This window comes from Streptomyces sp. NPDC021622, from assembly GCF_040640795.1.
In the GTDB taxonomy this organism is placed as follows: Bacteria; Actinomycetota; Actinomycetes; order Streptomycetales; family Streptomycetaceae; genus Streptomyces.
The window spans coordinates 120107-146181 of sequence record NZ_JBFACK010000018.1; the positions used below are offsets into that span (position 1 = coordinate 120107).

The 26075-nt window shown below is 71.8% G+C and carries 23 protein-coding genes; 7 read left to right on the forward strand and 16 right to left on the reverse strand.

Annotated features, from left to right (window positions below; all coding sequences use genetic code 11):
* Window positions 1-23 precede the first annotated feature (23 nt).
* Window positions 24-1463 (forward strand): MFS transporter, encoded by a 1440-nt coding sequence (locus AB0G47_RS31320; RefSeq protein WP_360776905.1) that lies wholly within the window; start codon window positions 24-26, stop codon window positions 1461-1463.
* Between the two features lie 10 nt (window positions 1464-1473).
* Window positions 1474-2409: a LysR family transcriptional regulator gene (locus AB0G47_RS31325; RefSeq protein WP_360776907.1), complete on the forward strand. Its 936-nt coding sequence runs from the start codon at window positions 1474-1476 to the stop codon at window positions 2407-2409.
* Window positions 2410-2474: 65 nt separating this feature from the next.
* Here the strand turns inward: AB0G47_RS31325 and AB0G47_RS31330 are convergent, their stop codons facing one another.
* From AB0G47_RS31330 to AB0G47_RS31380, 11 genes are all read right to left on the reverse strand, one after another.
* Window positions 2475-3068 carry a TIGR03086 family metal-binding protein gene (locus tag AB0G47_RS31330; RefSeq protein WP_360776909.1) on the reverse strand — a complete coding sequence of 198 codons (594 nt, stop codon included), beginning with the start codon at window positions 3066-3068 and terminating at the stop codon, window positions 2475-2477.
* Between the two features lie 21 nt (window positions 3069-3089).
* Window positions 3090-3494 (reverse strand): hydroxyphenylacetyl-CoA thioesterase PaaI, encoded by a 405-nt coding sequence (gene paaI, locus AB0G47_RS31335; protein ID WP_360776911.1) that lies wholly within the window; start codon window positions 3492-3494, stop codon window positions 3090-3092.
* A gap of 32 nt (window positions 3495-3526) precedes the next feature.
* Window positions 3527-4852: an FAD-dependent oxidoreductase gene (locus AB0G47_RS31340; protein ID WP_360776912.1), complete on the reverse strand. Its 1326-nt coding sequence runs from the start codon at window positions 4850-4852 to the stop codon at window positions 3527-3529.
* A complete protein-coding gene (locus AB0G47_RS31345; protein ID WP_360776914.1) occupies window positions 4849-5088 on the reverse strand; it encodes an acyl carrier protein in 240 nt (79 codons plus the stop codon). Before AB0G47_RS31345 ends, AB0G47_RS31340 begins: the two co-directional genes overlap by 4 nt.
* Before the next feature lie 24 nt (window positions 5089-5112).
* A complete protein-coding gene (locus AB0G47_RS31350; protein ID WP_360776916.1) occupies window positions 5113-6654 on the reverse strand; it encodes an amino acid adenylation domain-containing protein in 1542 nt (513 codons plus the stop codon).
* A gap of 40 nt (window positions 6655-6694) precedes the next feature.
* On the reverse strand, window positions 6695-7984 hold the full coding sequence (locus AB0G47_RS31355; protein ID WP_360776918.1) for an MFS transporter: 1290 nt from the start codon (window positions 7982-7984) through the stop codon (window positions 6695-6697).
* On the reverse strand, window positions 7981-9420 hold the full coding sequence (locus tag AB0G47_RS31360; protein WP_360776920.1) for an adenylosuccinate lyase family protein: 1440 nt from the start codon (window positions 9418-9420) through the stop codon (window positions 7981-7983). Before AB0G47_RS31360 ends, AB0G47_RS31355 begins: the two co-directional genes overlap by 4 nt.
* 47 nt (window positions 9421-9467) lie before the next feature.
* Window positions 9468-11432 carry an FAD/NAD(P)-binding protein gene (locus AB0G47_RS31365; RefSeq protein WP_360776922.1) on the reverse strand — a complete coding sequence of 655 codons (1965 nt, stop codon included), beginning with the start codon at window positions 11430-11432 and terminating at the stop codon, window positions 9468-9470.
* A 32-nt stretch (window positions 11433-11464) separates the two neighbouring features.
* Window positions 11465-13177: a class I adenylate-forming enzyme family protein gene (locus AB0G47_RS31370; RefSeq protein WP_360776924.1), complete on the reverse strand. Its 1713-nt coding sequence runs from the start codon at window positions 13175-13177 to the stop codon at window positions 11465-11467.
* A complete protein-coding gene (locus AB0G47_RS31375; protein ID WP_360776926.1) occupies window positions 13177-14544 on the reverse strand; it encodes a lysine 2,3-aminomutase in 1368 nt (455 codons plus the stop codon). Before AB0G47_RS31375 ends, AB0G47_RS31370 begins: the two co-directional genes overlap by 1 nt.
* A gap of 291 nt (window positions 14545-14835) precedes the next feature.
* Window positions 14836-15792, reverse strand: a complete 957-nt coding sequence (locus AB0G47_RS31380) for an SDR family NAD(P)-dependent oxidoreductase (protein WP_360776928.1) — start codon at window positions 15790-15792, stop codon at window positions 14836-14838.
* A 56-nt stretch (window positions 15793-15848) separates the two neighbouring features.
* Between AB0G47_RS31380 and AB0G47_RS31385 the strand changes: the two genes are divergently transcribed.
* Window positions 15849-16274, forward strand: coding sequence for a MerR family transcriptional regulator (locus AB0G47_RS31385; RefSeq protein ID WP_360776930.1), 426 nt, complete (start codon window positions 15849-15851; stop codon window positions 16272-16274).
* Between the two features lie 82 nt (window positions 16275-16356).
* A complete protein-coding gene (locus AB0G47_RS31390) occupies window positions 16357-19548 on the forward strand; it encodes a tetratricopeptide repeat protein (protein ID WP_360776932.1) in 3192 nt (1063 codons plus the stop codon).
* Window positions 19549-19656: 108 nt separating this feature from the next.
* On the opposite strand, the gene AB0G47_RS31395 is transcribed toward AB0G47_RS31390, so the two are convergent.
* Together AB0G47_RS31395 and mca are read right to left on the reverse strand one after the other, a co-directional pair.
* Window positions 19657-19863, reverse strand: coding sequence for a hypothetical protein (locus AB0G47_RS31395; RefSeq protein WP_360777089.1), 207 nt, complete (start codon window positions 19861-19863; stop codon window positions 19657-19659).
* 19 nt (window positions 19864-19882) lie between these two features.
* Entirely contained in the window at window positions 19883-20764 is an 882-nt protein-coding gene (gene mca, locus AB0G47_RS31400; protein WP_360776934.1) for a mycothiol conjugate amidase Mca, read from the reverse strand.
* A gap of 114 nt (window positions 20765-20878) precedes the next feature.
* Between mca and AB0G47_RS31405 the strand changes: the two genes are divergently transcribed.
* The gene (locus AB0G47_RS31405) at window positions 20879-21286 is read left to right on the forward strand and encodes a DUF4307 domain-containing protein (protein WP_266870353.1); all 408 of its coding nucleotides are present in this window, start codon (window positions 20879-20881) and stop codon (window positions 21284-21286) included.
* Window positions 21287-21485: 199 nt separating this feature from the next.
* Window positions 21486-21983: a transcription elongation factor GreA gene (gene greA / locus AB0G47_RS31410; protein WP_360776937.1), complete on the forward strand. Its 498-nt coding sequence runs from the start codon at window positions 21486-21488 to the stop codon at window positions 21981-21983.
* Window positions 21984-22065: 82 nt separating this feature from the next.
* Here greA and AB0G47_RS31415 read toward each other — a convergent pair whose 3' ends face one another.
* The 3 genes from AB0G47_RS31415 to ilvA all read right to left on the reverse strand — a co-directional run bounded on the left by AB0G47_RS31415 (window position 22066) and on the right by ilvA (window position 25415).
* Window positions 22066-22923, reverse strand: a complete 858-nt coding sequence (locus AB0G47_RS31415) for an ABC transporter permease (protein ID WP_360776939.1) — start codon at window positions 22921-22923, stop codon at window positions 22066-22068.
* Window positions 22920-23933: an ATP-binding cassette domain-containing protein gene (locus tag AB0G47_RS31420; protein ID WP_360776944.1), complete on the reverse strand. Its 1014-nt coding sequence runs from the start codon at window positions 23931-23933 to the stop codon at window positions 22920-22922. Before AB0G47_RS31420 ends, AB0G47_RS31415 begins: the two co-directional genes overlap by 4 nt.
* Before the next feature lie 252 nt (window positions 23934-24185).
* Window positions 24186-25415 (reverse strand): threonine ammonia-lyase, encoded by a 1230-nt coding sequence (gene ilvA, locus AB0G47_RS31425; RefSeq protein WP_360776946.1) that lies wholly within the window; start codon window positions 25413-25415, stop codon window positions 24186-24188.
* 145 nt (window positions 25416-25560) lie between these two features.
* On the opposite strand from ilvA, the gene AB0G47_RS31430 reads away from it, so the two are divergent.
* A complete protein-coding gene (locus tag AB0G47_RS31430; protein WP_266870348.1) occupies window positions 25561-26064 on the forward strand; it encodes a MarR family transcriptional regulator in 504 nt (167 codons plus the stop codon).
* Window positions 26065-26075 lie beyond the last annotated feature (11 nt).

The following is a 26075-nucleotide window of genomic DNA, read 5'->3' on the forward strand; positions in this document are numbered from 1 at the left end:
TTCCGCCCTATGGGAGTTACCCCGTGACCTCCACCCTGGTCTCCCCGGAGACCGTCCGACCACGCATGACCAACCGGCAGGTGGCCGCCCTCGTCCTGCTGCTCACCTCACAGTTCCTGATGGCCGCCGACTTCAGCCTCCTGAACGTCGCGCTGCCCTCGATCGGCGTCGAACTCGGCTTCACCCAGGGCGGATTGCAGTGGATCGCCACCGCGTTCGCGCTGTGCGCCGCGGGCTTCACCCTGGTGTTCGGGCGCGTCGGTGACTACGCCGGACGCCGCCGTGTCTTCATCGGCGGCATGGCCGTCCTCGCGGTCGCGTCGGCCGCCGGCGGGTTCGCGCAGTCGCCGACGCCGCTGCTCGTGGCCCGTGCGCTGCAGGGCCTGGCGACCGCGGCGATCACACCGGTCTCGATGGCGCTGCTCACCACGACCTTCACGGAGCCCAGGCTGCGGGCGAGGGCGCTCGGGCTCAACAGCGTCATGATGAGCTCGGGGTTCGTCTTCGGCTCCATCTTCGGCGGCTCGCTCACCGATCTGCTGTCGTGGCGGTGGGCCTTCTTCATCAACATCCCGGTGGCGGTGGCGGCGATCTGCCTCATCCGCTTCGTGGTCCCGGAGAGCGTCTCGGACGAGCGGCGCTCGTTCGACACCCCCGGCGCCGTGCTCATCACGGCCGGGATGTTCGGGATCATCTACGGCGTGACGGACGCCGCGGCCGCCGGATTCACCGCCCTCAACTCGGCGTCCCTACTGGGTGGTTGCGTACTGATCGGCGTCTTCTGGGCGGTGGAGAAGCGCACCACCGACGCCCTCGTCCCGGTGCGGGTCCTGCGCATCCCGGACGTGGCCATCGGCAACGCGACGGCTCTGTTCATCTTCGGCGGCGAGACCGCCCTCATCTATTTCACCGGGATCTACGTCCAGGACGTGCTCCACTACTCGCCGCTGGCCTCCGGTCTCGTACTCCTCGGCATCGGCGTGGGACAGATCCTCGCGGGCAGCTTCGGGCCCCGGGTCATCGAGGCCGTCTCCCCCAGGACCCTGCTTGGTCTCGCGGTGGCCGGTCAGGGCGCGTTCATGCTGCCCATGGTCTGGGCGACCGAGGATCCCGGCTGGCTGGCCTGGGTGATCGCCGCGCAGTTCGTCAACGGCGCCTTCTCGATGCTCGCGCTGATCTCGTTCATGATGATCGCGACCTCCGCGGTGAGCGTGGACCTTCAGGGCATGGCCACCGGTGTGGCGACGCAGAGCCAGCAGGTCGGGCAGACCATCGGCATCCCCCTGGTGAGCTCCGTCTTCGTGGCCTCGGCGGGCGCGGCCGCCGCCGGGTCCGGCGGGCAGCTGCACGGCATCCATGTCGCGCTGCTCGTGGACGCCCTGACGCTGGTCGGCGTCGGCGCCCTGGTCTTCCTGGTGTTCCGGCTGCGCGGCCGCGCGGCGCCGGCCACCGTCGAGGAGTGAAGGAGCAGGCGTGCTAGAGCTGCGTGAGATCGAATGCCTCATCACCCTCGGCGAACAGCTCCACTTCGGGCGGACCGGCCGCGAGCTGCACATCTCGCAGTCGCGGGTCAGCCGCACGCTGCGGGACGCGGAGCAGAAGGTCGGCGGCCAGCTCTTCGACCGGACGAGCAGGCACGTCCGGATGACCGCCCTGGGCAAGCTCCTGATCGACCGGCTGCGGCCGCTGTACGAGCAGTTGACCGATGTCTGCGCGGACGCGGCCGCCCAGGCGCGCGGCGTCGCGGGTTCCACGCGGCTCGGGTTCACCGGTGCCGCGGGCGGCGGGTACGCGGCCGAGCTGATCCGGGCCGCGCGCACCTACGCGCCCGAGTGCCGCGTCATCCTGCGCGAGGTGCCGTGCGGCGACCTCCTTGGCCCGCTGCGGCGCGGTGAGGTGGACGTCCTGGTGGCCCGACTGCCCGTCGAGGAGCCCGACATGACGGTCGGGCCCGTCCTCGGCCGGGAGATCCGGGTGCTCGCCGTCGCGCTCGACCACCCCCTGGCGAGCCGGGCCTCGGTCCGCATCGAGGAGATCGCGGGCGCGACCGTGTTCCGGCTCGCCGGCACGGCGCCCGACTACTGGCGCGACCACCACGTGCCCCTTGTGACACCGGCGGGCCGGGCCCTGCACCTCGGCCAGGAGGTGCAGACCTGCCAGGAGATCCTCTCCCTGACGGCGGCAGGACAGGGCGTCGCCCCGCTGGCCGAGTCGGTGGCGCGCCACTACGCGCGGCCGGACATCGCCTTCGTACCCATCCGGGATCTGCCGCAGACGTCGGTGGCCCTGATCTGGCGCACCGCCGAGGAGAACGCGCGGGTTCGTGCGCTCGCCTACTGTGCCCGCCAGATCGGCGGCGCACAGGACGTCCCCGTACGGGAGCCGGAGCCCGCGCCGGCGGGGAGCTGAACCGGGCGTCGCGCGACGGAACCGGTGGACGGAGCCTCTGTCCACCGGTTCCGTCATGTCCCGGTCTAAGCAGGCCAGTTGGGGGACCGGCCCAGCATGGCCAGGACGTGGTCGAGCGGCCGCTCACCGCTCGGTTCGGGGAGGCCGGGGCGGAAGGACGCGCCCGGCTCGCGGCGGTTTTGCCCGTCCGGAACCTCTTGTGCGTACGGCAGGACGGCGGCGAGCGTCTCGTCGTCGAAGGGGGCGGGCACGCCCAGGGACGCGGCGACGTCCCAACCGTGCACGACGTAGTCGACGAAGTGGAAGCCGATGGCCGTGCGGGCCGGGAACATCTGGCCGCCGCGCACCTCCGGCAGCCAGAATTCGCCGTCGAGCACGCCCTCGCGGGCGAACGCCTCGGTGACCCGCGCCGACGAGGCCCGAAAGGCCCCCGCCGGGTCGTCGTCGATCTCCCGGTCCGACCAGACCGAGGCGTCGCTCACCTCGCCGTCGGCGGCGGCCGCGAAGCCGTGGTTCTGGCCGGTCATATGGGCCAGGAGCTGCCGCAGCGACCACTGCGCACAGGGCGTCGGCAGGCTCAGGTGCTCGGGCCCGACCTGGTCGACGATCTTCTCGGTGACCTCCAGGGCACGGCGGTCGAAGGGGCGGATGTCAGTCATCGGACTCATCTCTGTACGGGGTCACTTGGGCAAGGAGCGGCTCTGGCCGCGGAACTCGGCGATCACCTTGCCGTCGGCGCGGCGGACGGTGACGTCGTAGATGCCGTTCGCGCCGAACCGGGAGCGCTCGACGGCCTCGGCGACGAGTTCGTCACCGGCCGCTGCCGGGCGGAGGAACGACACCTGGGCGGCCTGCGCCACGGTGGTCGCCCCCCGGGTGTTGCACGCGTAGGCGAAGGCCACGTCGGCGAGCAGGAAGAGATAGCCGCCGTGCGCCGTGCCGTGGCCGTTGACCATCGTGGGGGCGAGGCGCAGATGGGCGGTGGCCCGGCCCTCGGCGATGCCGTCGACCCTGATGCCGAGCTCCTGGCAGGTGCGGTCCTCGCGGTACATGGCGTCCGCCCTGCTCTGCGGCGTCTCGGCCATCTGCGCCTCCTCCACTGGTAGTTGGCGGGCCATCAGCCCGCGTACGCCTCGATGATCTCCGAGGCGGCGCGCTGTCCGGAACGGATGGCGCCCTCCATGAGGCCGAAGAACTCGGTGCTCGTCTCGGTGCCCGCCCAGTGGATACGGCCGTGCGGCGTGGCAAGGCGCGGTCCGAAGCCGACCCAGTCGCCGGGGCCGAACAGCGCGGCGTAACAGCCCCTGCTGTACTCGTCGTTGATCCAGTCGGTGACGTGGTGGGCGGTCGGTTCGGGCAGCTCGGGGAAGAGCCGCCGGGCCTGGGCGAAGGCCAGCTCACGCTGCTCGTCCGGGGCCAGGGCCGCGTACTCCTTGGCCTCGCGCCCCGTGACGAACCCGGTCAGGATGCCGACGCCGTCGCCGGGCGGGGAGTCGTCCACCGTGGACAGGAGCGGTCCGTCGGCGCTCACCGACCAGCCGGAGAGGCCGTGGTCGCGCCAGAGCGGGCGCGGGTAGATCAGATGCACCTTGACGGCGCAGCCCGGCACGGTGGATTCGCCGGAGCGGCGGAAGGGCAGCCCCGGGCGGTACTCGATGGCGTCGGCGAGCAGCGGCGGCACGGCGACGGTCAGGGATTCGGCCTCGTGGACGCCGCCGTCGGTGTGCACGCGTACCCCTTCGCCGGTCTCCTCGACGACGCGCGCGGGCTCGCCGAGCAGGACCCGGTCGCCCAGTTTCGCGGCGAGCAGCTCGCTCAGCCGGTGGGCGCCGCCGTCGACCCGGTCCTCCTGTGCCCCGCCCGCGAACGCGTTGAGGTAGCGGATGCCGCCGCCGGAGCAGAGGTAGAAGGCCATGTGCAGGACGGACACGTCGGCCGGGTCGGCGGCCATCATCTCGCCGAGGAAGAGCGGGAAGAAGAGGCGGGCGTCGGCGTGGGTGACGTTCTGCTCGACCCAGTCGAGTGCGCTGATCCGGTCCAGGCGCTCGGCGTCCGGGGTGAGCCAGGGGGCGTCGGCGCGGACCGCCTTGGTCACGTCGTCCAGGAGGTCGAACAGCTCGCCCAGGGCGACGGGGCTCAGCGGCGGGAAGCGGCCTTCGGTGCCCTGCGGGGCGCCGCCGAGGGAGAACCTGCTCTGCCCTTCGGTGGTGGTGGGCGCCGTGGTCAGGCCGAGCCGGGCCATGAGCGACTTCAGCTCGGTGTGGCGCTCACCGAGGTAGGCGGCGCCGGCGTCGGCCCACTGCCCCGGCGCCACCTCGATGCCGTGGGTGCGCCCGCCGACCCGGTCGCGGGCCTCCAGAACCTTCACCTCCCGTCCGGCGGCGGCGAGTTCGGTGGCGGCGGTGAGCCCGGCGAGCCCGGCTCCGACGATGAGGGTGCTCACGCGGTCACGCTCGCAATCAGCTCGGCCACGCCCTGCGGCGTGGGGTGGTCCAGGAAGTCGGCGATGGTCAGCTCGGGGCCGAGGTCGCGGGCGATGGCGCTGATCACGCGGGTGGCGAGCAGGGAGTCCCCGCCCAGGTCGAAGAAGTCGGACCCGGCGTGCACGGCGTCCGTCTCCAGGACGCGTCGGTAGATCCCGGTCACGTGGTCGACCGTGTGGGTCCCGGTGGTGGGCATGTGTGTCTCCTCGGGTTCGCCGGCTCAGGCGCCGGTGGTGTAGCGGTGGTGGGTGCGGCGGCGGTCGACCTTGCCGCTCGCGGTGTGGACGAGCTCCGGCACCACCGTGATGCGGTTCGGCCGGAGGTGGCTGGGGCTGTGCTCCCGCAGATGGGCGCGGAGCGCGGACACGAGGCCCTCCGCGTCGCCCTGCCGGCCGGGCGTCACATAGGCGACCACGGTGGTGTGGTCACCGGCGCGCACCCCGGTGGCGGCGGCGGACGCGACGTCGGGGTGGGCGCAGAGCTGCGCCTCCACCTCGGCCGGGTCGACGCGAATCCCGCGGACCTTGATCTGGTCGTCGAGCCGTCCCTCGTGGTGGAGGGCGCCGTCGTCGTCGCGCCGGACCCGGTCGCCGGTGCGGAAGTACCGCCCGGCCGCGAGGGCGGGAAAGCGCTCCGCGGTGGTCTCCGGCAGGTCCAGGTAGCCGAGGGCCAACGCGGGTCCGCCGACGAGGAGTTCACTGTCATCGCCGATCAGCTCGCGGACGTGCGGCAGGGCCCGACCGATGGGGGCGGAGCCGTCGGCGCGCGCCCGTGCGCGCGGGCCGTGCAGCTCGGCGGCGTGCGTGACCAGGGTGGTCTCCGTGCAGCCGTACGTGTTGACGAGCCTGATCCGGTCGGCGCCCGGCAGCGCCCGCCAGTTCTCGAGGCGGGCCCTGCTGGTCGCCTCACCGCCGATCACGACGGTTCGCACGCTCTCGGGCAGCGCCTCGCCGCCGGCCTCGGTCAGGTGGTGGACGAGCTCGTGCCAGAAGGCCGTGGGCAGGTCGAGGACGCTGACGCCGATGCGGTCGAGCATGCGCAGGAAGCGGGGCAGGGAGCCCGCGTAGGCGTCCGCGTCGAAGACCAGCGTCGCGCCACGGGTGAGGGCGGGCAGGATCTCCTCGAACGACGTGTCCCAGTTCAGCGAGGCGAACTGCAGCACCCGGTCGCCGGGGCCGACGTCGAACAGCGCCGCCAGTGATGCGACGGCGGCCGCGATGGCCCCGCGCGGGGTCACCACCGGCTTCGGCTTCCCGGTGGATCCGGAGGTGAAAAGGACGTACGCGGGGTCGTCCGGATCCGGCTGCACGGGGAGTGCGTCCGCCGTCAACGGGGCGGCGGCGTCGGGGTGTTCGGGGCCGATGACGGGCGGGCCGAAGGGCTCCGGGTCCGGCCGGGTGGCGAGCACGGCCGCGCAGCCCGCCGCTTCGGCCAGCTCCTTCTTGCGCTCGGCGGAGAAGGCCGGGTCGATGGGGCAGTAGGTGCCGCCCGCGGCGAGCACGCCGAGGAGGGCCGCGACGGTGCCGGCGGAGCGGTCGATGAGCACGCCGACGGTGCCGGGCCTGGGGCCGAGGGCGGCGGCCACGCGCCGTACACGGGCGGCCAGTTCGGCGTAGGTCGCGGGGCCGGTGGCGTCGATGACGGCGACGGCGTCCGGGTACCGGTCGGCGGTGTGCAGGAAGCGGTGGAGGACGTCGGGGGCGGCGTCCGGAGCGGTCTCCGGGGCGGTCTCCGGGGCGGCGTCCGGGGTGTTCTCGGGCATGGCGGGTCTCCGGTGGTCCTGTGGTCCTGTGGTCCGGTGCTCAGCGGTGGTCGGCGTCGGCGGCCGGGACGGCGGGCGGGGCGGGCTGCGGCTCGGGCGTCCCGAGGTGGGGCACCCCGGCGGCCGCGCGCTTCTCCCTGCGCTCCTGGGCGAGGAGCCCCGCGCAGGCCACGACGGCGAGGACCATGACCGAGACGCTGTAGACGGTGGTGGTCGGGCCGAGCCCGAACCGCCGCACGGCGAGGCCCGCGATCACCGCGGGCACGCTGAAGCCCAGGTAGCACACGACGTACATGGAGGCCACGAGCCCGGCGCGTTCGTCGGGTCCGGCCAGCGGCGCGATCGTCTGGAAGGCGCCGAGGAACCCGGTGCCGAAGCCGTACCCGGCGATGACGATGCCGGTGAAGAAGAGCGCCGGGGACGGGACTGCGAGGGCACCGAGGGTGGTGCCGACGCCGATGAGGAAGGCCACGAAGCCGAGCGTCATGGTGCGGCGCGGCGGGTGGTTGCGGCGCAGCAGCGAGCCGAGCGCCCCCGCCCCGGTCTGGGCGAAGATGACCAGGCCGCCCACCAGATGCCCGCCGAGGTGGAGGGTGCGGGCCGCGATGGACGGGCCGAGCGACATGTACAGGCCGCCGACCGCCCAGACCGCGAACAGGCACGGCGCCACGGTGAGGAACAGCGGCCTGATGCGGCGCGGCACCGCCATGCGCGGCACCAGCGAGGCCGCAGCGCCCGGCCGTTTCGGCGAGGTCTCCGGCAGCAGCGGGACGATCAGCGCCGACAGCACGAACGCCACCAGGAGCAGCGCGTAGACCAGGGTCTTCGGCGCGGGCGCGTACTCGACGAGGAGCCCGGAGCCAAGGCCGCCGAGGGCCAGGCCGACGACGGGCGCGAGGCTGTTGACCAGCGGGCCGATGCGGGGCCGGTCCGGGGGCTGCAGGTCGAGCATGGCGGAGCTGGTCGCCCCGGTCGCGGCGCCCGTGGCGAGCCCCTGGACGACGCGCGCCGCGAGCAGCGGACCGACGCCGTCGGCGGTGATGAAGAGGAGCATGCTCACCACCTCGACGACCAGGGCGGCCCCGAGCACCTTGCGGCGCCCGACGTGGTCGGAGAACCCGCCGACCACGAGCAGCGCCACGAGCAGCGCGATCGCGTACATCGCGAAGACGGCCGTCAGCATGATGGCGGAGAAGCCCCACTCGGCCTGGTACACCCCGTACAGCGGCGAGGGAGCGCTCGACGCGAAGAGCAGCAGGGCCTGGACCGTGGCGATCAGCCAGAAGGTGAACCCGCGTGACAGCTCGGGGAGTTGGCGCCTACGGCTCATGAGGTCCCCTCGCGGGCCAGCCGGGCGAGCACCCTCGCGACCAGGTCGTCGGCGGCGCCGAGGTACCCCTCGGGCGCAAGGAGCTGCTCGGCGTCGGCGGGGAGCCGGCCGTGCAGCTCCGGGTGGCCGGCGAGCGCCTTGGCGAAGGTGACCTCGCCGGTGGCGGCCCGGCGGGCGCACACGGCCAGGACGCGCTTGGTCTCGGCCTTGCCCAGGAGCGGGGCGAGCACGGCGTTGAGCCGCTCGGAGACGACGGCGCCCTCGGTGAGCTCCAGGTTGCGCCGCATGCGGGCGGGGAACACCTCGAGTCCCTCGGCGAGTTCGGCGGCCGTGCGCGCCGCACCCGCCGTGAGCCGCAGGGCGTCGCGCAGCGGCTGCCACTCGGCGTGCCAGGCGCCGGGGGCCCGCTCGTCCTCGGCCAGCATGCTCTGCGCGAGGACGGAGCTGTGCGCGGGGACCTGGCGGGCGGCCGCCACGATGAGGGTGGCGAGCACCGGGTTGCGTTTCTGCGGCATCGCGGAGGAGACGCCGCGGCCCTCGGCGGCGGGCTCGGCGACCTCAGCGATCTCGGTGCGGGAGAGCACCTGCACGTCCAGGGCGAACTTCCCAAGGGCGCCGGCGACTTGACTGAGCAGCCAGCCCAGGTCGCACAGCGGGGTGCGCAGGCTGTGCCAGGGCACCGAGGGCTCGCTGAGCCCCAGTTCGGCGGCGAAGCGCTCGGCGAGCTCGACGCCGTGGCCACGGCGGTCGGCGGCGGTGCCGCGCGCGTACTCCTGGTAGGCGGACAACGTTCCCGCCGCACCGCCGAGTTGGGCGGGCAGCGAGGCGGCGGTGCGGCGCACCCGTTCCCTCGCGTCGAGCACGGAGTCGAGCCAGCCCGCCGCCTTGAGGCCGAAGGTGGTGGGCACCGCGTGCTGGGCGAGGGTGCGCGCGGCCATCGGCGTCGCGCGGTGCAGCCCCGCCAGGTCGCCGAGCGCGGCGGCCACCCGCCCGAGGTCGCCGCCGATGCCGTCCAGGGTGCGGACGGCGAGCAGCATCGTCGCCGAGTCGAGGATGTCCTGGCTGGTGGAGCCCAGGTGCACCTGGTCGGCGACGTCCGGCGCCACCTCCCGTACCGCCGCGGTGAGTTCCTGTACCAGGACGACGACGGGGTTGGCGGCGCCGCGGGAGCGCTCGGCGAGCGTCGGGGCGTCGATCCGCAGGGTGCGGGCGACCTCCGTGATGACGTCCGCCGAGCGCCCGGGGATCACCCCGAGCTGCGCCTGGGCGCGGGCGAGCGCTCCCTCGGCCTCCAGCATGGCGGCGATCCAGGCCTGCTCACTCAGGGCCTCTGGGGCCCGGCCCGTGGCCCAGACCGGGTTGAACAGGCCGGAGTCCGTCCCGGTCTCTGTGTCGCGCGTCGTCTCTCTGTCGCGCGTCGGGGGGTGAACAGGCACGGGGCATTCCTCTTTCTGTGCTTGTGTCTGTACTTGCGGGGCGGGGGTTACCAGGTGGCGCCGGCCAGCGCGGCGGACGGGCGCCGCTGCTCCAGGTCGACGGTGAGGCACTCGCGGGCGATCGCGTCGGCGTCGCCGAGGATCACGGAGTCGACCCCGGGCCGGATGCCCGCCGCCGTGGCCCAGTGCACCGTCTCGGTCGGCACCCCGTACGCGAACCGGTAGGGGTGCGGCCGCCCCGCCGCGTCCACCAGGCGGTTGGGCCGCGGGGTGACGGTCAGGCCGCCGGTCTCCACGTGCCCGTCCGTGCCGGTGGGGATGAGATACGGGCGGCAGGCCCCGCGCTCGCGCAGGTCCCGCAGGAGCGGGTCGGAGGTGCGCCGGATGTCGAGGTCGGGCAGCCGGGCCTCGATGAGCGAGGTCACCCGCCGCTCGGAGCCGGGGACTTCGCGGGAGCTGACGACGAAGCCGTCCGGCGCGGCCGCGATGTGCAGGCCGGGGCCGGCCATCTCCACCACGCCCGCCTCGACCAGCGCGATCAGTTCCTCGATGCGGCTGTGCGGCGGGCCGATGGACACGAAGGCGTTGAGCGGCGTGTACCAGGACTGCAGCCCTTTCCGGTACGACTCGCCGGTGATGCCCGCGTGGTCCACCACGAGCCGCACCTCGTTGCGCAGGTCGCGCAGCACGTCGAGGGCGGCCTTCAGGGGGCTGTCGACGTTGCCGTCCCGCGCCTCGGCGAGGTCCTCGCGCAGATGGCCGACGAGCCAGCTCTGGTACGCGGCGGGGCTCGCGAAGACGCGGTCGCCGTACGGGCGGGCGACGCGGTCCCAGTCCCAGAGCTCGTCGGCGCCGATCCCGTGGCGCGCCAGGAGCTCGTCGTCCGCGGGGCCGCTGACCGGCAGCGCGGTGTACTCGGCCAGGAACGCCTTGGCGTCGCCGGGGCCGCGCCGCCGGGAGATCAGCGTCGCGTAGTACACGGCGGTGACCTCGCGGTCGACCAGCGGCCAGATGTGCCGCCGGAACTCGATCTGTTCGCCGTCCTGGCGCCGCCCGCGCAGGGCGGCGATCCGCGCCGGTGTCAGGACCGCGGGCACGTGCCGCCCGAAGGGACCCTTCTGGTTCTCGCCGCGCGCGTGGTACGGAACGCCGCGCCGGGACCCGGCGACGATCCTGGGCTCCTGGCCGGACGGCCGGTAGCGCAGCCCGCCGCCCTCTTCGCCCGTACCGCCTTCTCGGTGGAACTCCCCGCCCCGGCCCACCGTCAACAGGGCGAGGACGTCGAAGAAGTTCAGCCCGAGCCCACGCAGCGCGACCCGCTCGCCGGGCGCGACGAAGGCCAGATCGGCCTCGGCCGGGTTGCCCGGCGGCAGATAGCCGAAGCCGTGGGCACGGGCGTGCTCCCGCAGGCCGGCCATCTCGGTGCCCGCGCACACCGGCATGTCCGCATGGCCCTGCGCGAGCACGACGCAGTCAAGGAGGAGGCTGGTCCCGTCGTCCAGGGTGACGATCTGCGCCCGCGTCTCGGTCTCCGCGAGCCGCACCGCGCGGTTGCGGTGCAGCCGGATGGAGATGTGTTCCGGGGCGGTGCGGACCAGCTCGTCCAGGACCCACGCGAGGTAGTGGCCGTAGAAGGCCCTGGACGGATAGGTGTCGGGCCCCAGGGCGGCCGCCTCCCGGCGGGCCCGGTCCGGCAGGGCGCCCGCGGGCGCCGACGGCACCACGGACTTGGCCCACTCGTGCAGGCTCGGCCCGGTTCTGATCGGCCCCTCACAGGCGACGCTCGGGTCGGTGAACATGGTGACCTGGGAGGCCACCGTGTTCATCAGGAGCTCCGCCGGCTGTGAGGTGCGCCAGACCCGGCCCCCGATCCCCAGGTAGGGGTCCACCACATGGATCACCGCGGGCTGCCCGGACTCGGCGCCGTTCGCCCACAGGCGCTCGACCACGGAGAGACCGCGCGGTCCCGCGCCGATCACACCGATGGTCCTGGTTCGTTCCTCGTATTCCACTGCTCTCCCGTCCACTCCCCCGCTCCCGTCCTTCAGGCGGCCGGTCCGCCGGCGAGGGCGGAGGCGTGGCGCGTGCGGAGCTCGCGCTTGAGGACCTTGCCGGTCGGGCCGGTGGGGAAGTCGGCCTCGCTCTCGGCCACGGACACCGCCGCGAGGGTGTGCAGACCCGCGGCCGCGAGCTGCCGGTTGGCCGCGTCGAGCAGCTCCTCGGGGTCGCTCAGCGGGCTGTCGGCCTGCAACCGCACCACGGCGAGCGGCAGTTGCCCTTCGCCAGAGGGGCCGGGCACGCCGACCACCGCGCAGTCCTGGACCAGCTCGGCGCAGTCGGCGATCAGCACCTCCTCCAGGGGCAGGCTGTGCACGGTCGCGTCGGCGGTGCGGATGACGTCGGCCGTCCGGTCCAGGTGGTAGAAGCGGCCGTCGGGCTTGCGCAGCGCCACGTCGCCGGTCAGCCAGTAGCCGTTCAGCTCGAAGCTCTTGGTGAGGGCGGGGTCGTTCCAGTAGCCGGGGGTGCGGGTCGGGGTCTTCACCGCGAGGTAGCCCACGGTCCCGTCGGGCACGTCGTTGCCGTCGTCGTCCAGGACGGCGGCCCGCTCCACCACCTCGACGGGCAGCCCCACACAGCGGTCGTCGCGCTCCGACTCCGGGGTGGTGACCTGGCCGAACAGTGCCATGCCCATCTCGGAGGAGCCGAGGCCGTCGATGAACCGGGAGCCCGGCAGGACGGCGCCCTCGGCCTCGCCCTCGGGCAGCAGCCACGGCTGGATGAGCCCGCCGGGCCGCTCGCCGAGGCTCACCAGGCGGCGGATGTGCCCGTAGTGCGCCCCGTCCCCGGTGTTGAACCAGGTGTGCACCTTGGCGGCCGCCTTCACCGGCAGCTCACCGGCGGCCAGTTGGACGAAGGTGCGCGGGAACGAGGCGACCATCGTCGGCCGGAAGGCCTCCATCACCGGCTCCACGGCCTCGCGCCGCCAGTCGGCCATGGTCAGCGTGGGCAGGCCGAGCAGGATCGTGGTCAGCAGGTAGCTGAGGCCGCCGGCGTGGGTGTGCGGCATCAGGGAGAGCAGCCGGTCGTACGGCTCCGCGGGGAAGCGGACCATCCGGGTCTCCTTGCCGACCCAGAACTGCCGGTGCGCGACCTGGGTGGACTTGGGCGTGCCGGTGGTCCCCGAGGAGTGGATGAGCGCGACGACCTCGTCGGCGGCGTGCCGGTACGGGTAGTGCTCGGGCAGCGATCCGGACTCCGGGTCGTGGGCGCGGATCTCCGAGCTGGGCACGATGAACCGGGGGCGCGGCTGGCCCGGCCTGTAGGTGGCGCCGATCAGCCGCGGGTCGTCGGCCACCACCCCGGCCACGCCCACGTGGTCGAGGTAGCGTCGCGCCGTCGCGACCGGCATCGCGTCGTTGACAAGCGCGGGTATCGCGCCGAGCGCGGTGAGCGCCAGGAAGTGCAGGATCGGCTGGAGCCCTTCGGCGATGTACAGCGCCACGGGCTCGCCGGGGCGGACGCCGTTGGTCCAGTACCAGCGGGCGTACTGGTCGCGGATGTCCGCCAGTTCGCGCAGGCTGTAGCCGCGCAGCGTGACGTGTCCGCGCTCGTCGAGCCGGTGGTCGTAGACGAGGGGCGCGTCGAGTTCGGGGTTGTGTTTCAGTGCGTACTCGAGGAAGTTCCCGGCGCCGAGTTCGGGGTCGGCCATGAACTTCTCGCGTACGGACAGCGGCGCGATGGGGCTGTTTTTGGACACTACTCGGTCTCCCCGCTGGTGATGGATGCGGTCCGGGGCGTCGCGGCCACGGGCGCCTGCTGGGCGCGGCCGTGCGTGCGCCACCACTCCTGTCCTTCGGGCTTGAGCGTCTGGATGGGGTCGTAGTACTCGTGGGTCTTCGCGAGCGCGTACGGGTCGTCGCGCTCCAGCGAGGTCAGGTAGTTCTTGGTCCAGTACGAGATGCCGTGCTCGCGGTCGTAGTGGTCGACCTGGTGGACCCAGCGCTTGCCGACGAACGGCACGTCGCAGACCAGGCGCGGCGTCGCGAAGCCCGGCAGATAGCCCATGATCGCCTGCTGCAGCTCCTGGGCGTGGCCCAGGGAGACGCGCCAGTGCTCGGCGTTGGGGATCATGTCGCAGAGGTAGAAGTAGTACGGCATGACTCCGGCGCCGTCGAGCAGCGCGAAGCACAGGTCGAGGAGCTCCTTGGGCGTGTCGTTCACCCCGCGCATCAGGACGCCCTGGTTGCGGACGTCGCGCACGCCCGACTCGAAGAGGGAACGCGCCGCTTCGGCGTTGAGCGGCGTCACCTGCTGGGCGTTGTTGACGTGCGTGTGCACGGCCAGGCTCACGCCGCGTTTGCGGGCGGTCTCGGCGAGGCTGCCCATGGTGCGGCGGGCGTCGTCGGAGAGCCAGTGCTGCGGCAGGTCCATCAGGGCTTTCGACGCGAGGCGGATATCGCGTATGTGGTCCAGTTCGAGAAGGGCCGAGACAAAGGATTCGAGGCGCGGCCAGGGCACGTTGGCGACATCTCCGCCGGAGACCACGACATCGCGCACCGTGGGGGTGGCGCGCAGATAGTCGAGCATCGACTCATAGCGGTCCTGCTGTTTCACCGAGAATTTGAGTTTCGAGATCTGCGGCGTGGAATTTCCCACCAGGTCCATGCGGGTGCAGTGCCCGCAGTACTGGGGGCAAGTGGACACCAACTCGGCAAGGACCTTTGTGGGGTAACGGTGCGTCAGGCCTTCCGCGGTCCACATCTCGGCCTCGTGCAGCGAGTCCCGCGACGCGTACGGGTGCGAGGGCCACTCCTCGTCACGGTCGGAGAAGACCGGCAGCATGTGACGGCGCACCGGGTCGGCGTACATGGCCTGGGTGCTCGGCACGGCGTCCGGCACCATCATGCTGAGCACGTACGGCGGCAGGAGCAGGGACATCGTGGCGCGCTCCGCCTGGTCGCGCTCCAGATCGCGGTAGAAGTCCTCGGAGAGCAAGTCGCCGTAGGCGGCCCGCAGTTGGCGCGCGTTCTTGACGCAGTGCACGCGCTGCCACTGCGGATCACGCCATTGTTCCGGGGTCACCTCGCGCCATCCGGGAATGCGGCGCCAGTCGGGTTCGGTCAATTCCTTTTGTCGATAGGCATAGGGCTGGTGAGGCATGTTTCCCCCAAGGGAATAAGGGTGGAAAGCTCAAACAGGGGGGCGGTGGATTCGCCCATGCGAAATGGGTCGCGCCCCGTGTTTCAGACAGATTTCCTGCCGCTCACCAGATCCTCACTCGGGCCCATGGGGTGATCAAGCACGCCCTGGGCATCGCACGATGCCCAGGGCAACTCGACGCAGGTGGGAGGGGGTTGCCGCGAAATGGCAGTTCATTGCCATTTCATCTACGGATTGACGTGGTCGGCGGCGGTGTCAGGCCGAGAAGGCGTCCACGCCGGTGAGTTCGGCGGAGAGCGCCCACAGGCGCGCCGCCCGGTCCGGGTCGAGCGCGTAGTCGCGTACGCCGGACCAGCCCTCGTCGCTCGTCGTGAGCTCGGCGATGTCGCAGTCCTCGCAGTAGGCGCCGCCCAGGCCGGCCAGGAGCGGGGAAGTCGCCGCCCAGACGGAGGTCGCGGCGCCCTGCTGGGGGGTCTTGAAGTCGGGGTGGACGACGTTCCCGTGCTCGTCGATCCAGCCCTTGGCGACCATGTCCGCCCGGTCGAGATGGCGCTGGAGGGGGGTGATGATGGCGCCGGGGTGGAGGGAGAAGGCGCGCACCCCGGAGTCCCGGCCCAACGCGTCGAGGTGCGTGGCGAACAGGACGTTGGCGGTCTTCGCCTGCCCGTAGGCCTGCCACCTGTCGTAGCCGCGCTCGAAGTGGAGGTCGTCCCACCGCACGTCGGAGAGCTGGTGTCCCGCGGAGGAGACGGCGACGACGCGCGCTCCGGGGGCGAGCGCGGGCCACAGGCGGCCCACGAGCGCGTAGTGGCCGAGGTGGTTGACGGCGAACTGCGACTCCCAGGCGGGGCCGACCCGCCGCTCGGGGCAGGCCATGATGCCGGCGTTGTTGATGACGATGTCGATACGGCGGCCGGTGGCGAGGAAGCGCTCCGCGAAGCCGCGGACGCTGTCCAGGTCGGCGAGGTCGAGCTCGTCGACCTCCACTCCGTCGATGCCGGCGACCGCCTCCTGGGCGGTGGCGCGCCGCCGGGCGGGGACGACGACGTGCGCCCCGGCGCGGGCGAGCGAGCGCGTGACCTCCAGGCCGAGGCCCGAGTATCCGCCGGTGACGAGGGCGAGCCTGCCCGAGAGGTCGATGCCGTCCAGGACGTCGTCGGCCGTGCTGCGGGCGCCGAACCCCGAACCGATCTTGTGCTGAGGTGTTCCCATGGCCTGCACGCTAGGATCTAGACCTCGGTCTAGGTCAACGCCGTACCCTGGGCACCATGGTTCACACCGTGCAGGAGCTGAGCATCGGCCACGTATCGGAGCGCACCGGCCTGAGCGTGCACACGCTGCGGCTCTACGAACGTGAAGGGCTGCTCATCGAGCCGGTCCGGCGGAGCTCGGGCGGCCACCGCGTGTACACCGAGCTGGACGTGGAGTGGCTGATCAACTGCACCAGGTTCCGCGCCTCCGGGATGCCCCTCGCCACCATCCGGCGCTACGTCGAGCTCGCCCGCAAGGGCCCGGGGAACGAGGCCGAGCGGCTCGCCATCCTGCGCCGGCACCAGGAGCAGATCACCGAGCGCATCGACGAGCTCACCGCGTGCCTCGGTCTGATCAAGCGGAAGGTCGGGGTGTACGAGGAACTCGTGGCGGACGGTGTCGCCGAGGACCCGTGGAGTCCCACCGGGCACACCCCCACGTGATCCGCCGACGCCCTCGCGTCCGCGCCCCGTACGCAGGACACTTGTGGCGCAAGGCGACTACTGCTTTCGGAGGGGGACCCATATGCGGGACAGCCATCGGGCCGAAGCCGAGCGGCTGTTGGTGCGGGCGGTGGAGGAAGAGGTGCGGCGCTCCGGCGGGCGTACCGACGGGTCCGTGCTGCTCTCGCGGGCCCGTGGCGCGCTCGACGCCATGGAGCAGACCGCCGCCGAGGAGTACGAGGCGTACACACGGGCCGTCGACGAGGCGGAGGCGGGACAGCTCTCCTTCGGGCAGCGGTACGCCAAGGAGGGCGCCGGAACTCCCTTGCTGGTGGCCGTGGTTGCCGCCGTCGGCGCCTGCGCGGCCGACCTCGCGCTGGGCACCGGTGCCTCCACCGCACTCGGTGCGGGCGCGGCCGTCGCCGTGGTCGGCGCGGCGACGACCGTCCTGAAGGTGACCGCGTCCCATGTGCCCGCGGCCAGCCGCCGCGCCGGGGCGATCAGCCAGCCGGGCGGGCCCGAGCAGCTGCGTCTTCAGTGGCTGACGGCTCTGGAGGTGCGGGGCATCCGGCCCTTCCTCGACCAGCAGCGGGTGCTCCAGGCCTCGTCCGGCAAGCAGAAGGCGGCGCCCCGGCTGCGGGGCACCGACAAGAGCGCGGCGGCCCGGCGGCGTACGGCTCTTGAGCAGTCGTTCGGTCAACTGCCCGAGCTGGAAGGGCCGTTGGCGGGGCGCCGGGTCGAGCTCGCGCGGGTCGCGCAGTGGGTGCACGCGGCGCGGGCGAGCACCGAGACGCGGCCGACGGTGGTCGTGCTGCACGGCGCGCCCGGCTCCGGACGCTCCTCGCTCGCGGTGCGTGCCGCGCACGATCTGCGGGACCAGTTCCGCGGCGCCTGCGTCGTGGACCTGCGGGGCGAAAGCTCCCAGCCGCTGTCGACGCGTGACGCGCTGCTGCATCTGCTGAATCGATTGGGCGCCCCGCGCGAGCAGTTGCTGTTCAGGGAGCGTTCCTCGCAGGAGCAGCAGGTCAAACGGCTGAGCGAGCTCTACCACCAGTACTTGACCGGGCTCGCCGTCACCGTCGTACTCGATGATGCGAGCGACGTCGAGCAGGTGTGCACGCTGGTGCCCGAGCGCTCCGACAGCTTGGTCCTCGTCACCGCCCGCAAGCCTCTCGAACTCCCCGCCGATCTGCCCGCCTGGGTGCATCAGCTGCCGGTGGAGCCGCTCGACCCGGCGGGCGCGGATGAGCTGCTTCGCGAGGCCGCCGAGGACTCTTCGGGTCCGTACGACGCTGAATCCGGGGACGCCGTAAGGGACTTGTGCGGCGGTCTGCCGCTCGCCCTGCGCGTCGCCGGGTCCTCGATCGGATCGCGTACGCCGCGTCAGCTCGCCGCCGACCTCGCCGCGTACGGCCCCGTGGAGCCGGTCGAGCGCGTCCTGTGGCTGCGCTACACCGACCAGTCCGAGTCCGCCCGCCGCCTTCTGCGCAGGCTCGCGCTGGCCGGGCGGGCCTCCCTGGGTGCGGCCGCCGCGGCCGCCCTGCTCGGCACCGACGAGCAGGAGGCGACCCGTCAGCTGACCGCGCTGTCCCGCGCCGGACTCGTCGACCACGTCCGCGGCAGCCGCTACCGCCTGCACGATCTCGTACGCGCCTTCGCGCTCGCCCGGCTGGTCGACGAGGAGGAGCCCGGCGATCGCACGGCCGCGCAGGAACGTCTCATCGTCAGCTACAGCGAGCTCGCCGGTTCGGTGATCCGCCTGGTCGACGGCAAGATGTCGACGCGGGCCGGCCAGTTCGACGGGCACGGCTTCGCCTCCCTCGACGCCGCCCTGCGCTGGCTGGACGACGAGTCGAGCTTCATCACCGCCGCCCTGCGGCACGCGGAAGGCGTGAACCAGGAGGCGGTGCTCAACCTCCTGGGCGCGCTGTGCGACTACTGCCTGCTGCGCGGCGACCTCTACCGCCTGGGCGAGATCAGCGAGCTCACACAGGCCGTCGACCAGGGTCTGCTCGTACGGAGCGTGCGCTGGCGCACCGGCATCGCGTCCCGGCAGCTGGGCGAGCTCGACCAGGCGCGGACCACTCTCACGTCCGTGGTGGACCTGTACATGGAGGCCCACCAGGACGCGGGCGCCGCCCTCGCCCTCTGTTCCCTCGGCATCACGCTGCACCACCAGGGCCAGCTGACGGACGCGGCGGCGCGGCTGCGCGAGGCGCTTGAGCTGCAGGGCGCGGACGAGCTTGCGGGCGACCGGGCCTGGACGATGCACGCGCTCGCGGCGGTCGAGCGTGACCGCGCCAATCTCAACCAGGCCCTGGGCCTCCTGGAGTCCTCGCTCGCCCTGCACCGCGAGAACGACTCCCTGCACGGCGAGGCGTGGGCGCACTTCCAGCTGGGCCAGCTGTGCCTGCGCATGGGCGACGTGCCGCGCGCCGAGGAGCAGCTGCGGGGCGCCCTCGATCTGTACGGGCGCACGCGCGACGGCCGCGGCGAGGCCTGGGCGCTGACGCAGCTTGCGCGGGCCCGCCTGGTCGACGGCGACGCCTCGGCCGCGGTCGACGGCCTGCGGCAGGCCGTCTCCCGGCACCGCGACAACGAGGACGCGCGCGGCGAGGCGTGGAGCGCGTACTACCTGGGGCAGGCCCTGGAGGAGGCGGGCAGCCTGGACCAGGCGGTGCGGGAGCTGGAGCGCTCCCGGACGATGTTCTCCCGGATGCGGGACGTGTACGGCCTGGCGTGCGCGCGGCACCACTCGGCGCGCGTCACCCGCGACCAGCGGGCCGCCCAGACGGGCTCGCTGCGCAACTCCGGCTTCGCCCGCCAGCTCCTGGTGGACGCCCGCGCCGACTTCCAGCGGATCGGCGTCGCGCACGGCGAGGCCTGGACGTGCCTGGAGCTCGCGGTCGTCGACGCCGGCAACGCGCGGGGGCAGCAGGCGCTCGCGCTGTGCGACGAGGCGGCGGCCCTGTTCACCTCGTACGGCGACCGCAGGGGCGAGGACTGGGCCCGATTCCTGCGCTGCACCCTGCTGCCGTACGCGTCACCCGGCGGCTGGGAGATCGGCACGGCGGTCGCCCAGGAGGAGCTCAGCCAGCTGTCGCGCGCGGGACATCCCACGCGCGACGGCAAGCTGGACGACTACCTGGAGGCGTTCGCGCTCCTCCTGGAGCGCGGCGCCGACCTGGAGTCGGGCTGGCAGGCCTGGCGCCTGGGCATGGTCCCCAACCGTCACTCCCGAGAGGTGATGGGAGTGACGGTGACTGCGGGCTGACAGGCAGCACCCCGAAGGGGCGCGGGGCTGTGTCATGTGCGGCTCCGCCGCGTGGGCGCGACCAGCCACGACACACCCGCAGACGAGCACCGCAGGTCCGCGGGGCGCTTAGCTCCGCTGGGCCTCGGCCTCGGACGGCTTCCCCTCGCCGGAGGCGTCCGGTTCCTTGAAGTCGACCTTCCGCATGTGCTTGTTCATCGACTTCATCAGCCCCCAGACGGCGAGAGCCATCACCGCGAAGACGATGAAGCCGAGAACACCCGGAGTCACCTTGTCATCGTCGACCTCTTTGGCGAGAGGGACGAGATGCGTCATTGCCAGATGTGCGTTCACGCTAGGCATTGTCGCGGATGCCCGCAAAGAGGTCGTCCTCGGGGAGGGATGTATCGACGAGCGACTTCGCGAGCTCGTACTCCTCCGTGGGCCAGACCTCCTTCTGGAGCTCCATCGGCACCCGGAACCAGCCGCCCTCGGGGTCGATCTGGGTGGCGTGCGCGATCAGCGCCTTGTCGCGGATCTCATAGAAGTCGGCGCACGGAACGTGCGTGGTCAGCGTCCGCTCGACCCGCTCGAACTCGTCCCACCGCTTCAGCCAGTCCCCGTACGGCGACTCCATGCCGCGGTCGAGCATCGCCTGGTGCAGCGCCTCGGTGCGCGGCCGGTTGAAGCCCTGGTTGTAGTAGAGCTTCTTCGGCTCGTAGACCGGCCCGAACTCGCTCTCCGGGTACTTCTCGGGGTCCGCCGCACCTTCGAACGCCACCATCGTGATCTTGTGGGTCATGATGTGGTCGGGGTGCGGGTATCCGCCGTTCTCGTCGTACGTCGTGATGACCTGCGGACGGAAGGAACGGATCTGGCGGACCAGCTCGCCGGCCGCCTTGTCGACGTCCTCCAGGGCGAAGCAGCCGTCCGGCAGCGGCGGCAGCGGGTCGCCCTCGGGAAGCCCCGAGTCGACGAAGCCGAGCCACTCCTGCTTGACGCCGAGAATCTCGCGCGCCTCGTCCATCTCCTTCTTGCGCACCTCGTGGATGTGCTCCTGGATGTAGGTGTCGCCCTGGAGCTTGGGGTTGAGGATGTCACCGCGCTCCCCACCCGTGCAGGTCACGACGAGCACGTCCACCCCCTCGGACACGTACTTGGCCATGGTGGCCGCGCCCTTCGACGACTCGTCGTCGGGGTGGGCGTGAACGGCCATCAATCGCAGCTGCTCAGTCAAGACTCGATCCTCAGTGATCCGGCGCCCTGGTCATTTCGGCGCAATGGGCGGCTTCTATAGTGACGGAACCGGGGGGCGGAAAATTCCGGCAGCCCCTATTCCTGGAGGAAGATCATGGCGGCGGTGGGCGAGAAGCTCCCCGAGGGCCGATACGGCCACTCGCGGACGGCCGACGAACGCACCGACCGCAAGCTCATGATCGTGGGCTCCGTCCTCGGCGTGATCCTGCTCGGCGTCATCGGCTGGTTCGGCTACGACTACATCAACGGCACGAAGGTCAGCGCCGAGGTCATCAAGTTCGACGTCGTCTCCGACCACGCCGTCCAGGCGCATCTGGAAGTACGCAAGGACGCCGGCGCCCGCGGCTACTGCACCCTGCGCTCGCAGGCCGAGTCCGGCGCCGAGGTGGGCCGCGCCGACTTCCGCTTCGACCAGCAGACCGGCCGTGTCGACAAGGTCGTCACGCTGCGTACGACCGAGAAGGCGACCAGTGTCGAGCTGCTCGGCTGCCACTCCGACTGACACAGCCTGAAACCGCTGACATCCACAGCCTGACGTCTACCAGCTTTACCGCGCTCACCTGCGTTGACGTATTTCTGATGGCTTATGTCCTCCCCCTCGCGCGCCTGAATTGTTAGGCTCGTGGTTTCGCCCACCCGTGAGGGAACATCCTTCTGGGTAGGGCGATGCTTTGTATTCCCAGTACCTACGAGGAGCACCTGTGACCCAGACCAGCGAGAACGTCACCTGGCTGACCCAGGAGGCGTACAACCAGCTCAGGGCCGAGCTGGAGTACCTGTCTGGTCCTGCGCGCACCGAGATCGCAGCCAAGATCGCGGCGGCGCGTGAGGAGGGCGACCTGCGCGAGAACGGCGGGTACCACGCGGCCAAGGAGGAGCAGGGCAAGCAGGAGCTCCGCGTCCGCCAGCTGACCCAGCTCCTCGAGCAGGCGAAGGTCGGTGAGGCGCCGGCCGCCGACGGTGTGGTGGCGCCCGGCATGGTCGTCACGATCGCCTTCGACGGCGACGAGGACGACACCCTGGCCTTTCTGCTCGCCTCGCGTGAGTACGCGAGCGCGGACATCGAGACGTACTCCCCGCAGTCCCCGCTGGGCAGCGGCGTGAACGGCAAGAAGATCGGCGAGGACGCCCAGTACGAACTGCCGAACGGCAAGCTCGCCTCGGTGAAGATCCTCGAGGCGAAGCCGTACCAGGCCTGAGACCAGGCCTGAAACCTGCTTCGGCCGACGAAGGCCCCCGGCGCGCTCCGCGCCGGGGGCCTTCGCATGTCCGCGGCCGGGGTCAGGCGGTCGCCGAGCGGTACTTGCGGACCGCGAGGGTCCGGAAGAGCACGACGATCAGGACCGAGTAGATCAGCGAGGCCCAGACCGAATGCTGCATGGGCCAGGCATCGGACTTTGAGACGCCGGGATTGCCGAAGAGCTCCCGGCAGGCCTGGACGGTCGCGCTGAAGGGGTTCCAGTCGGCGACGTGCCGCAGCCAGGGCGTCATCTGGCTGGAGTCCACGAACGCGTTCGAGATGAACGTGACGGGGAAGAGCCAGATCAGGCCGCCGGAGGTCGCGGCCTCCGGGGTGCGCACGGAGAGGCCGATCAGCGCGCCGACCCAGGTGAACGCATAGCCGAGCAGGAGCAGCAGGCCGAAGGCGCCGAGCGCCTTCCAGATCCCTTCGTGGATGCGCCAGCCGACGAGGAGCGCCACGATCGCGAGGACGAGCAGCGTCAGCGCGGTCTGGACGAGGTCGGCGATGGTCCGTCCGGTGAGGACCGCGCCGCGCGCCATGGGCAGCGAACGGAAGCGGTCGATGAGGCCCTTGTGCATGTCGTCGGCGATGCCGGCTCCCGCGCCGGCGGTGGCGAAGGTGACGGTCTGCGCGAAGATGCCCGCCATCAGGAAGTTGCGGTAGACCTCCGGATCGGTGCTGGTGCCGATCTTCATGGAGCCGCCGAAGACATAGCTGAACAGCACCACGAACATGATCGGCTGGATCAGACCGAAGATGATCATCTCCGGGATGCGGGACATCCGGATGAGGTTGCGCTTGGCGACGACCAGGGAGTCCCTGACGGACTGGCCGATGCCGCCCGCGGGCCTGGGGCCCGTCGCGGGTGTGCGCACGGTGTCGGTGACGGCACTCACTTGCCGGCCTCCTTCGTCAGCTCGGGCTTCGCGTCCTGTACGCCGTTCCCATTGCCGCCCGCTTCGTCCACCTCGGCGACATGGCCGGTCAGCGAGATGAACACGTCGTCGAGGGTCGGGCGGCGCAGCCCGATGTCGTCGATCTCGACCCCGCGGATGTCCAGTTCGCGGATGACCTCGGCGAGCAGCTTGGCGCCGCCGGTGACCGGGACCGTGAGCTTGCGGGTGTGGTCCTCGACGGCGACCTCGCCCTTGCCGAGGTTGCGCAGGACCTCCGTCGCGGGGGTGATGTGCTCGCGCTCGTGCACCACGACCTCGACGCGCTCGCCGCCGGTCTGCGCCTTGAGCTGGTCGGAGGTGCCGCGGGCGATGACCCGGCCGTGGTCGATGACGCAGATGTCGTGCGCCAGGTGGTCGGCCTCTTCGAGGTACTGGGTGGTGAGCAGCAGGGTCGTGCCGCCCGCGACCAGCTCCTGGATGACCTCCCAGAGCTGCTGGCGGTTGCGCGGGTCGAGTCCCGTCGTCGGCTCGTCCATGAACATCACCGGGGGCGAGACGACGAGCGCGGCCGCGAGGTCGAGGCGGCGGCGCATACCGCCCGAGTAGGTCTTGGAGGGGCGGTCCGCGGCGTCGGTCAAGTTGAACCGGTCGAGCAGCTCGCTCGCCCTGACCTTCGCCTCCTTGGCCTTCATCTGGTAGAGCTGGCCCACCATCTGGAGGTTCTCGCGGCCTGTCAGGTATTCGTCGACGGCGGCGAACTGGCCGGAGAGGCCGATCGAGCGCCGCACTTCGTTCGGATGCTTCAGTACGTCGATGCCCGCGACGACCGCCCTGCCGCTGTCCGGCGTCAGGAGCGTGGTCAGACAGCGCACCGCCGTGGTCTTGCCCGCGCCGTTCGGCCCGAGAAGGCCGAGCACGGTGCCCTCCGGGACATCCAGATCGACGCCGTCCAGAGCCTTTACGTCGCCGAAGGTCTTCACCAGACCTTCGGCGTAGATGGCGCCTGGCATGTGAGCTCCCCCAGTGGTTTGGGTGACTTCCTGCGGAAAATCTTAGATTTGCCGGACATGAAGCGCCCGGTGACCAGTGACGTGAGACACACCATAACGCGATACATCGCGTCGCCTCAACTGCTTTCGCGGAGCCTGTGGATAACGCAAAATAGCGGCCGACGCCGTTGCGCGTACGGGAATTTCGCCGCTGCCAGCCCATCGCGCGGGGGCCGACCGACGCCCCGGCCGACCGCGGGGCCGGCCGACGCCTCAGCCGATGACCGTGTAGCCCGCCTCGCGCAGGGCCACGCCCACTTCGGTGCAGTGCACAGGACCCTTCGTCTCCAGGTGCAGCTCCACCTCAGCCTCCGTGAGGCCGAGCCGGGGATCGGTGCGCACATGACTCACGTCGAGGACGTTGGCGTCGAGCACCGAAAGCACCCCGAGCAGCGTGGCCAGGGCGCCGGGCCGGTCCGTCAGGCGCAGCCGCAGCGACAGATAGCGGCCCGCCGCCGCCATGCCGTGGCGCAGGATCCGCTGCATCAGGAGCGGGTCCACGTTGCCGCCCGACAGGAGCGCCACCACCGGGCCCTCGAAGTCCCGCGGCCGGCTCAGGAGCGCCGCGACGGGGCTCGCGCCCGCGGGCTCGACGACCAACTTGGCCCGCTCCAGGCAGAGCAGCAGCGCGCTGGACAGCTCGTCCTCGGAGACGGTGACGACGTCGTCGAGCAGGTCGTCGATGATCTGGAACGGCACATCGCCGGGGCGCCCGACCTTGATCCCGTCCGCCATCGTCGACGGATTCGGTATCGACACCGGGTGCCCGGCCGCCAGCGAGGGCGGATACGCCGCGGAGCCCGCCGCCTGTACGCCGATCACCTTCACGTCCGGGCGCACCGCCTTCACCGCGACCGCGATGCCCGCCGCGAGCCCGCCGCCGCCGACGCCCACGACCAGCGTGCGCACCTCGGGGCACTGCTCCAGGATCTCCAGGCCGACCGTGCCCTGCCCCGCGATGATGTCGGGGTGGTCGAAGGGGTGGATGAACACCGCGCCCGTCTCGCGCGCGTACTCCTGCGCCGCGGCAAGCGTCTCGTCGACCACCTGGCCGTGCAGCCGCACCTCCGCGCCGTAGTCCCGCGTCGCAGCGACCTTGGGCAGCGGCGCGCCCACCGGCATGAACACCGTCGACCGCACGCCGAGCAGCGAGGACGCGAGCGCCACACCCTGCGCGTGATTGCCCGCGCTCGCGGCCACGACACCGGCCGCGCGCTCCTCGGGGAGCAGGCCAGCGATCCGTACGTACGCCCCGCGCAGCTTGAAGGAACCCGTCCGCTGGAGGTTCTCGCACTTGAAGTGGACCGGCGAGCCGACCAGCTGCGACAGATGCCTGCTGCCTTCCATCGCCGTCACTCTCGACACTCCCGAGAGCATCTTCTGGGCGCCTCGCACGTCGTCGAGGGTGACCGACAGCAAGGAGTCAGGCGTGCGGTAGCTCATGACCGTCAGTCTCCCAGTTCACACCGGGGTCCTCCTGTGGTGACCACGTGCCGAGACTGGTTTGCGCAGCGCTGGTACGCCCCGCCGCCCGGCCGCGTAACCTGTCCCCCAACCCATCGCCCTCGCATGAAGTGAGCCCCCGGCCATGCCCACAACTCCGGACATGACGACCGCCAGCGATCCCGGCCTCCTCGACGCCCTGCAGCACCAGGTGGCGGTCTTCGCCCGCCGTGCCGAGCAGACGCGCCTCGGCGGCGTGGGACAGGTCCGCAACTCCATGGACCGTGCCGCGTATCTGCTGCTCAACCGGCTGGACAAAGAAGGCCCGATGGGCGTCAAGGCGCTCGCGGCGAGCATGGGCATCGACTCCTCGACGGTCACCCGGCAGGTCGCCCCGCTGGTCGACACGGGTCTCGTCAAGCGCACCTCGCACCCCGAGGACGGCCGCGCGGTGGTCCTCCAGCTGTCCCCCCGCGGCGAGGCGCGCCTCAACGAGGTGCGCTCGTCGCGGCGTGACCTCATGGCCGAACTGACGGAGGACTGGGGCCCGGAAGAGCGTGAAAGCTTCTGCACGCTCCTCACGCGCTTCAATTCCGCGCTCTCGGCCCGGCAGATGGCGCAGGCGCCTCCGGAGACGCCCGCTTCCTGAGCTTCGCCGGG